This is a genomic window from Egibacteraceae bacterium (genome assembly GCA_040905805.1).
Lineage (GTDB): Bacteria > Actinomycetota > Nitriliruptoria > Euzebyales > Egibacteraceae > DATLGH01.
The window spans coordinates 4,160-8,852 of sequence record JBBDQS010000036.1 but is presented as its reverse complement, the minus strand read 5'-3'; the positions used below and the strand labels follow the sequence as shown (position 1 = coordinate 8,852).

Genomic DNA, 4,693 nt, shown 5'->3' with positions numbered 1-4,693 from the left:
CGGGTCCGCGTCGGCCAGCGCGTCGATGGTGTGCTGCTTGCGGGCGGCCCAGCTCACCGCCGAGCGGTCCGCGCCGGCGCCGACGTCCACGTCGGTGCACACCAGGCCTCACCCCGGGAGGCGCTGGATGCGCTGCTCGAGCACCTAGCGGCAAATGGCGCACCCTGAGCGCGCCCGGCTACCCGCGGGTAGATCTCGGCTCCGAGACAACTATGTCCGTCGGCCTGGATCTACCGACGAGTAGCTGCACTACACCAGCCCCAACCTGCGTCGCAAGCGCGGTGGAGGCCCGAAGGGCTGAGCGGTCTGGTCGGCGAGCACGACCGGGAGCTCGACCGTCCCGAGCCACCGCCACAGGACCCCCCCGACGACCCCGATGCGTCGCGCAGGCTCACGCCCCGCGCGCCATCGAGGCGAGCAGGTGGTGGAGGCGGAGGTCGGCGACCTGGGTGGCGTGGCCGAGCAGGATCTGCGCGAGCGTCTCGTCGCCACCGACCGCCACGTGGGCGATCAGTGGTCCGCGGCGCCACACCACGACGTGGCTGACACGCCCGGCCCGGCCCATGCGACCACATCGCTCCGCCCCACCCCGCGACTGCAGGCCGGGCCGCTCGGTCCGCTGGGGGGCACAGGCACAGGCACAGCACCGACACCAGGGGCAGAGCGGCCGCCGCCAGCGCGAACAGTCCCACCGGCGGAGCAATGAACAGGGCGGCAACCCCGAACAGGGCGAAGGCCGCAGCCCCGCGCACCGCGCCGGCCGGTCCCAGGACCGTGAGGAACAGCCCGCACCACGCTCACGGTGTCGTGTCTCCTCGCTCGTCCGCCCGCTCATCCAGGCGGCCCGTGCGCTGCGACCCGACGGGTGACGCCGGCGACGACGATGTAGCCGAGGTAGGGCACCGCACGGGCCATGCGCGGCATGAGCCAGGCGAGCTTGCGGAGCGCGGACGCTCTGGTGGCGGCCTGAGCGAGGAAGCGCAGGCTCCCCGCGAGCCCCTCGTCGCGAACGAAGCCACGCACGGTCAGCATGTCGAACGCCCCCGTGGTGCTGCGGACATCGGTGAGCCCCCCGTCGGCGTACAGCTGCTCCCAGTCCTCGACCGAGTCGAACGACAGACCGGGGCACACCTCACCGAGGAAGATTCGCCGCGCCTCCTCGGTCGGTGGTCGCAGCCAGAAGAACTCGGTGGCCAGGACCCGCCCGCCTGGCCGGCAGACGCGCACGAGCTCGCGGGCGGCGCGGGGGCGGTCGACGAACATCGTGACCGCCTCGGCGAGGACGCAGTCAAACGTCGCGTCGGGGTAGGGCAGATCCTGGATGTCGCCCGCGGCGATCTCGATCCGCTCGGCAAGGCTGGCCTTCTCCACGTTGCGGCGGGCGCGTTCCAGCATCAGCGGAGCGAGGTCGAGCGCCGTCACGGTAGCGTCATGGCGGCGGGCGACCTCGATGGCGGTGGTCGCCACGCCGCAGCCGGCGTCGAGCACGCGCTCGCCGGCGGTGATGGCCGCCCAGTCCAGCAGCTGCTCGGTCGCCCGCCGGCCCCCGGGGTGGATGACGCGCTTGCCGAGCAGCCCCATGAGCGCGTAGGGGTCGAGCTCGCGGATCTGGTCGGGGCTCAGCCGGGTCGGGGCCGGGCTCGTCGCGGTCATGTCGCAGCTCCCCTCGGGGAGCGGTGGCCGCCGGCGCCGGGCCCTGGTCCACCCTCGACGCCCATGCCCACCCCGCCCCCATCCGTGTATCTCAAACGATGCTTTGAACAAAGTACCAGGCGGGGCGCCGCTTGTCAAGAGATTATTTGAACATCCTGTTTCTAGGCCATGATCTAGGCGGCATGGGGCGCGGTTCGCGGGTGGGTTTCGCGCATGCGTCCGGCGACGTCGACCCCGCTAGCGGCGGTGATCGCGGCGACGACCACGATGGCGGTGGGAATCGTGTAGGCGTCGGCGAGGCCACCGGCGAGTATCGCGCCGACGGCGAAGCCGATGTCGCGCCACAGCCGGTACACCCCGACCGCGGCGCCGCGCCAGCGGGGGTGGGCGACGTCACCGACGGCGGCGAGCAGCGTCGGGTAGGCCATCGCTGTCCCGGCGCCGAACACTGCGCTGCCCGCCGCCCAGACGGCCGCGGTGTCGCCCAGGGCGATGACGAGCAGCCCACCGGCCTCGACGAGTTGCCCGCCGGCGATCAGCCATTTGCGCCCGACACGGTCCGACAGCGCGCCGGTGCCCAGCTGACCGACGCCCCACACGGCGGGGGCGATAGCCGTGAGCAGCCCGACGGTGGCCAGGTCGGCGCCGCCGGCGGCGAAGAAGATCGGGAACAGACCCCAGGCCATGCCCTCGTTGAGATTGTTCACCAGCCCAGCCTGCGAGGCGGCGGACAGCGACCGGTCCCGCCACGTGGCCAGCGCGAACACCTGGCGGCTGGTGAGGTCTCCGCCGGGGCGGCCGGGGGCGGCGGTGTGGTTGACGGCCTCGTGGGCCACGTGGCCGGCGGTCTCGCGGACGAACCCCGCCGACAGGCCCAGGCCCAGGGCGGCGAACGCGAGGCCGAGCAGGAACGGGGCGGGGCGCAGCCCGGCCGTCTGGGCGATCGCGCCGGTCGCCCACGCGGCCAGGGCCACGGCGCCGTAGCCGGCCGCCTCGTTGAAGCCCATCGCCGTGCCCCGGCGGGTCGGCCCGACGAGGTCGATCTTCATGATGACCGTGACCGACCAGGCCAGCCCCTGGTTGACGCCGAGCAGGACGTTGGCGAACACCACCCACCCCCAGCTGGGTGCCCCGATCAGCAGGAACGGGACGGGCACGGCGAACAGCCAGCCGGTCAGCAGCACCGGTTTGCGGCCGAAGCGGTCCGCGAGCGTGCCCGCGAAGTAGTTCACGACGGCCTTGGTCATCCCGAAGGCAGCGATGAACGTGAGCATCGCGGTGTAGGCGGTCAGGCCGAACTCGGTCTCGGCGAGCAGCGGCAGGACGGTGCGCTCCTGGCCGACCATCCCGCCGACCAGCGCGTTGACCCCGACCAGCAGGAGGAACTGCGGCAGGTTCTCCCAGAGCCCCAGGCGCACCGGCGCGCGCGCAACCAGGCGGGTCACCGGCTGTCCTGCGACTCGCGGAGCTCGTCGGGACCGCCGGCCAGGACGGCCACGTCACGCCGCCCGGCGCGCTCCAGCAGGCTCGCGGCGGACATCGCCCGCTCCCCGTGGCCGCAGTGGATCAGCACCGGCCCGCCCGGCACCGCATCGACCTGCGCGGCGAGGCTGCCGAGCTCGACGTGGACCGCGCCGGGGACGTGGCCGGCGTCGTGCTCCGCGCGCTGGCGGATGTCGACGACCTGCCGCTGCCCGGCACCGTCGGAGTCCACCAGCGGCGTGCCGGCGAGGTCGCGGCCGGCGCCCCGCCAGGCGTCGACCCCACCGGCCAGCTCACCGGCGAGCCGCTCGTAGCCGATGGCCAGCGCCGCCCACACCAGGTCGTCGCGGTCGACGGTGGCGTCGACGACGAACACCACCGGGCGGTCACGGCGCACCAGCCAGCCCAGCCAGGTCGCGAACTGCGCCCGCCACGGGATCGACAGCGAGCCCGGCAGGTGTCCCGCGGCGAACGCCTCGATGCCGCGGACGTCCACGACCTCGGCGCCTTCGGCGACCGCGGCGTCGACCTCCTCCACGGGTAGCCGCGGCAGCGCCGGGGGGGTGGGCCCGTGCACCGCCGTGCCGGACCGGTTGACCGCGCGCAACTCCCGGAAGTACGGCGGGTAGGAGCCGAGGCCGCCGAGGAGCCGGGCGAGGAAGGTGTCCTCGTCCGCCCCGCCGGCGAGCAGCGGGTTCGCCGCGCGCGCGTGTCCGATCGTGGTGGTCCGCTCGCCACCGGGCGCGGCAGAGCAGAACGAGCCGCCGCCGTGCGTCGGGTACACGACCAGCTCGTCGGGCAGCGCGAACAGCCGCTGGGTGATCGACCGGTACGCCGCCCGCGCCAGCGGTACGGTCTGCTCGGACGAGAGCAGGTCGGTGCGCGCCACGCCGCCGGCCATCAACGTCCCACCCGAGAACAGCGCCACGGGCCGCGGACCGTCGAGCAGGAGGTAGGCCAGGTGCTCGGGGGTGTGGCCCGGCGTGGCGATCACGCGCAGGGTCAACCCGCCGACGTCGAGCTCGTCGCCGTCACGCAGCTGGCGGTGCGCGAACGCCAGCTCGCTGCCCGCCGGCGCGAGCAGCTGCGCACCGACCGCGGCGAGCTCCCGGCCGCCAGAGACGAAGTCGGCGTGCAGATGCGTCTCGACGACGAACCGCGCCGCCAGACCCCACCGCTCCAGCTGGTCGAGGTAGGGACGCGGGTCCCGCTGGGGGTCCACCACCAGCGCGCCCCCGTCGCCGAGGTCGACCACGTAGGACCTGTTGCCCAGCCCCTCGTCGAGAAGCGGCACCACATCCACGCGCCTCACCCCTCCCTACTACTCAAACGTCTCCTTGAGCAGAGCATGGCGTGTCACGTATCATTTGTCAAAGGAATCCTTGAACAGCGTGGTAGGGTGCGAGGCGAGGAGGGGTGATGGCGGCAGGGAAGGACCGGCGGCAGGCGAAGGACGAGCTGTTCGACGCGTTCTCGACGCTGGCCCGGGCGCTCGCGTCGGGACGTCGGGTGGAGATCGTGGACCTGCTCGCCCAGGGCGAGCGCACGGTGGAGCCCG

At 73.5% G+C, this 4,693-nt stretch carries 4 protein-coding genes; all 4 read right to left on the bottom strand.

The features are described 5' to 3' along the window. Positions 1 to 391 precede the first annotated feature (391 nt). Positions 392 to 565, bottom strand: a complete 174-nt coding sequence (locus tag WD250_04980) for a hypothetical protein (GenBank protein MEX2619554.1) — start codon at positions 563 to 565, stop codon at positions 392 to 394. A gap of 266 nt (positions 566 to 831) precedes the next feature. Then, positions 832 to 1,653 carry a methyltransferase domain-containing protein gene (locus WD250_04975; GenBank protein MEX2619553.1) on the bottom strand — a complete coding sequence of 274 codons (822 nt, stop codon included), beginning with the start codon at positions 1,651 to 1,653 and terminating at the stop codon, positions 832 to 834. Between the two features lie 173 nt (positions 1,654 to 1,826). Next, a complete protein-coding gene (locus tag WD250_04970; protein ID MEX2619552.1) occupies positions 1,827 to 3,098 on the bottom strand; it encodes an MFS transporter in 1,272 nt (423 codons plus the stop codon). Next, a complete protein-coding gene (locus WD250_04965) occupies positions 3,095 to 4,438 on the bottom strand; it encodes a rhodanese-like domain-containing protein (GenBank protein ID MEX2619551.1) in 1,344 nt (447 codons plus the stop codon). The genes WD250_04970 and WD250_04965 overlap by 4 nt, the downstream gene beginning before the upstream one ends. Between the last annotated feature and the right edge of the window lie 255 nt (positions 4,439 to 4,693).

What these genes read in the sequence shown, in the direction of transcription:
- WD250_04975 (MEX2619553.1), bottom strand. Translation starts at nt 1,653, where the DNA reads ATGACCGCGACGAGCCCGGCCCCGACCCGGCTGAGCCCCGACCAGATC.
- WD250_04980 (MEX2619554.1), bottom strand. Translation starts at nt 565, where the DNA reads ATGGGCCGGGCCGGGCGTGTCAGCCACGTCGTGGTGTGGCGCCGCGGA.